At 50.8% G+C, this 4,238-nt stretch carries 2 protein-coding genes and 2 pseudogenes; all 4 read right to left on the bottom strand.

Features of this window, described 5'->3' with window-relative positions; translation table 11 throughout:
• Positions 1–315, bottom strand: a pseudogene (locus JX312_RS09790) (hypothetical protein); the annotation flags it as partial.
• Entirely contained in the window at positions 312–1,181 is an 870-nt protein-coding gene (locus JX312_RS09785) for an N-acetylmuramoyl-L-alanine amidase-like domain-containing protein (protein WP_123407720.1), read from the bottom strand. The pseudogene JX312_RS09790 and the gene JX312_RS09785, both read right to left, overlap by 4 nt.
• 41 nt (positions 1,182–1,222) lie before the next feature.
• A complete protein-coding gene (locus tag JX312_RS09780) occupies positions 1,223–3,991 on the bottom strand; it encodes a S9 family peptidase (protein WP_204457860.1) in 2,769 nt (922 codons plus the stop codon).
• A 74-nt stretch (positions 3,992–4,065) separates the two neighbouring features.
• Positions 4,066–4,238 (bottom strand): annotated as a pseudogene (locus JX312_RS09775) (bifunctional 3,4-dihydroxy-2-butanone-4-phosphate synthase/GTP cyclohydrolase II); the annotation flags it as partial.

The raw sequence follows: 4,238 nt of genomic DNA, 5'->3' as shown, positions 1-4,238 counted from the left end.
ATGCACCTCAATCCCTTTGCCGCTCCCTTTGCGAAAGAGTATTGCTCCGGTATTATGTATAAATGGACGGGCAACACGGCATACGAGATTGTCTTTCTCCTCGCACTTCATCCGGTTTCCGGTAAACACGAATACCATGCCTTCCTCTGCCGACGGCGTTATTTCGAGCATGTCGCAGAATGACTCGGGATTCGAAGGCGTTCCTGCGTAATTCCCCACAGGGTAAAACACAGTCTGCAGATCGTGATAACCGTCTTCGCGGCGCCTCACGATCTGCAAACCTATGTTGATCTTGGCATTGACAAACGTCATCATAATATTCTGATCCATCTCCAGCCATACACCTCCTTGGCATGGCGCTTGATATACCTTCCGAGAACCTCCGGCTCCTCCACCACCTTGCCGTCTCGTTCGGAAGCGTGGATAAAATGCAGTCCGTCATCACGCCTGACCACATAACCCATCTCCCAGACATCCCTGTCGGGTTCGGGAGTGAGAAGCATGATAAGGTCTCCGTCTTGGATTTCCGGACCAACCTGTTTCCATTCGGAACTTTCCCTTTTCATATGCGGAATCTTGAACGTACGGTAACCGAACTCCACCATCCGCTGACGCTCATATGTTGCGGAGTCTTTCAACGCGACGTATTCATCGCGGTGTCTTCCTACATAGTCAAGCGATTTCGTCTTGAAATTATTTGAAAAATCCTCTGTCAGTTCTTTCACATTTCCACGTGCGCGGTTGTCGACAATCCAGTCTCCACCGTAAACCATACGTGATGGAAAACCATCGGCTTCCCCTCTGCGGAATGTAAGTTTCTCCAACGCCATTTCAAGATCTTTTGCCCTGGAATGTCCGGGAGATGTGGCAGTCTTGGCGAGAGCGGCGACCATGTTGACAAACGAGAAATCATCAAATCCGTCAAGACGGATCTCCGCCACACCCAAAGAATCCTCTTTTGTTACCTGCACATAGGGAACTCCTACAAGCCGGGAGGCTACAGGACCGCATATTTTAGCCGGATCTCCTCCGGGATTATGAAACTCGCGTATGATCTCCATCGCTTTCGTGGTGTCCGCCTCGCAATGGAACTTCTGCGCCATGACGGGGTGTGCTGACAATCCCAGACATAACGCCGCCAACATACCTCCGAATATATTTCTTGCTGTGTCGATTTTCACTTACCTGTATTTTTGAATACCTTTATTTCCAAAACAATTTTTCAATATCCCAGTTCCTGACCTTTCCTTACGGCTGGAATACCCTCTTTCATCCATTTCGGCATCGGATCGCCTTTAAGATAATGGTCGAAGAACTGCTGAAGCCGTACTGTTATATCCTTTCGGTTCTTGCGGGCGCGGATATTGTGGGCTTCTCCGTTATACTGAAGCATCCACACCGGTTTCTGAAGCCTGCGCAATGCCATGAACATCTCTATGCCCTGATACCATGGGACAGCACCGTCCTGATCATTATGCATAATCAGCAGCGGAGTCGTGACACGGTCGGCATGAAACAGAGGTGAGTTCTGAATATACAGTTCGGGAGCTTCCCAGAGATTGCGACCGATACGGCTTTGTCCCTGCTCATACTGCGCCTGACGAGAGTCTCCGGATTCCCAGCGGATTCCGCCGAATGCCGAAGTCATGTTTGCAACCGGAGCACCCGACCCTGCACATGCGAACATTTCGGTACGCGTCACAAGATAAGCCGTCTGGTATCCGCCCCAGCTCTGACCGTCGATACCTATACGCTCCTTGTCTATCCACGGATAACGGCGACACATCTCTTCGGCTCCGGAGCATACATAGTTATAGCAGCTTTCGCCCGGAAGACCCGGTGCATAATGGATGTCGGGAACAAATATCACATAGCCACGGCTAACATAGAAGGGATAATTCACCCAGCTCCATGAGGGTTCCATGGTGTAATGACGGTAGAGGTCTTCGCTGCCGGTTTCGTAAAACACGCACAGCATCGGGTATTTTTTGCTTGGATCGAGATTCTCCGGCACATACAGGACTCCTTCCGATTCCTTGCCGTCGTATGCACGCCATTTTACCAGCTGCGCCGTTCCCCAGTTATAGTCTTTCATCTGTGGGTTCGCATCTGTAAGCTGCAATGCCTTGCCAAAATCGTTGCCGCGGCAAAGCCATATATCGGGAGACTCGGAGAAATTCGCGCGCTGCCAGGTGTAGACATTACGGTCAAGCGCTTTACGCACCTGCGTGTAGGCATGCCCGTCAAGCACTGTCAGTGCAGGCTTCACATTTTTTCCATAGACAGCAGTCGCGAGACCGTTGTATTTGTCGGTATAGTCAAACACTTCAAGGAGCATCTCTCCGCCGCGTTTTACAAATCTCTCTTCTGGGTCTGTCTTCAGATAGCGGAAACGAAGGTTGCGTTTGCGTCCTTCGCCGCCGGTCACGCATTCCGGTTTCCTCTTTCCCTGCGGGTCTACAGCCCAGATATCGAACTTGTCGTATATAAGCATCGCCTCGTCGTCTGCGCTCCAGCAGGCTCCGCCCCACGGTTCCGCAGGCATCGGATGGTCATCCTCGTCATTCCATACAAGCACCGGCATCGATGCTGTCATGTTCACAGTGTCTCCGGTAGAGATATTATATGAATAATAGTTTCTGTCGTCAAACCATGTCACATATTTGCCGCCCGGTGAGAGCGAGGCAATGCCTGCAGGCACTTTACCAAGCACCCTCTTACGTCCGTCATTGACGTTGACAAGAGAAATCTCCACAGGGGAAAAATAATTCCACTGCCCTTCCACAGCATCTGCGGTGGGGTCCTTGACCAATGCCCAGTCTCCGTCCCAGCGGTCTGCGCCTTCGGCTGTCGCCAGCGGTGCGGAATATACCAGTGTCTGGTGCATTGTGCCCAGATCTATTACAACCGGATAGTTCTTTTCGCGGACCTTGCCAACATTCTTAAGCTCCTGCGGCGGTGTCATCGGCGCGTCCCACCTCCATATGTCAAGAGCGGGATTCTCGAAATCCACGATAGTCGTGTCATCGGGAGCTATAATCGGCGCGACTCCGGAAATAAGTCTTTGTCCGTTGCGCGAGAATACAGGCTTGGTGTACTGGTTTGGAACCAATGTGTCTCCCGCCGCGCTCATAAACATACTCTTTATTTCCCGCGGACTTTTCATCGGGTTTTCAAGACGGGCATGATAGATAGAGGCATGTACTGTGCCGCTCTTCGCGCTGTCGTCTGACGCGACATATACCAACTGACTCCCATCATGGTCAAACACGGGAGAGCCGTAAAACTTCTTGTCCCTGTCAAGTATCACATAAGATGTGTCTGGAAGAAGAATAACTCCGACACCGCTTGAGGAAAGCGAATCTTTATCACATTTCTTGGTGCTGACAGCGATTTTAGAACCACTACGGTCGAAACCATAATTCTCAACCCATTTCGTAACCTTTGTAACACCGGAGGGAAGATGTCTTAGCACCAATGGCTTGGCGACCTCCTTCTCTTTCAGTATCTTTGCGGGAAGATACGTTGTGTCACAACTCGAAAATGCAATCCAGTCGCCCCCCTTCATACCGATCTTATACGACAGCACATACGCTATTTTCTCCACTCCGCCTGTGGAAAGATTCACTATGGCGAGTGAGTCCTGAGGGAGGTCAAGATCTTTCTTCTTGTCGATCTTCGCCTTCCGTGTTTTGGCATATTCCGCCTTTACCAGCGATATGCCCCATTTGCCGTCGGCAGTGAACGATGCCTGATAACCGCGCGGTATCGCTATCTGCTTCTTTGTGCGGGTATTGTAGAAATAGAGGCATCCGTCGCCCTCCTGCGGGTCTACGGAATAAGCCGCCCATTCTCCGCTGTCGCTGAGTCCGGTGTTACGCACGCTCTTCCAGTTGTCAAACGATGTGTGGTCAAGAGCTTTCTTGGTTCCCGTCGCGACTCCTGCGACGGCAAAGCCTGCTATTATTAGCGCGATATGCCCTGTCTTCATGTCAGTCCGAATCTTTGTGGCTGTTTGGGAAACTTTGTGTTTTAGAGTGCTGTCTGAATCCGCTCACTCTGCTTCTATAGCTTGCTGAGCACATGCCCCATTCTCTCTTTCTTGGTGTGCATGTATCTCGAATTATATTTGTTCGGAGCAACCTCGATAGGCACGTTCTCCGTAATCTCAAGTCCGTAACCTTCAAGCCCGATGCGTTTCATCGGATTATTGGTCATCAGACGCATCTTCCGTATAC

Source organism: Barnesiella sp. CU968 (assembly GCF_905219685.1).
GTDB lineage: Bacteria > Bacteroidota > Bacteroidia > Bacteroidales > Muribaculaceae > Lepagella > Lepagella muris_A.
The sequence above is the reverse complement of the archived record's forward strand: the minus strand, read 5'-3'. Positions and strand labels throughout refer to the sequence as shown.

What these genes read in the sequence shown, in the direction of transcription:
- JX312_RS09780 (WP_204457860.1), bottom strand. Translation starts at nt 3,991, where the DNA reads ATGAAGACAGGGCATATCGCGCTAATAATAGCAGGCTTTGCCGTCGCA.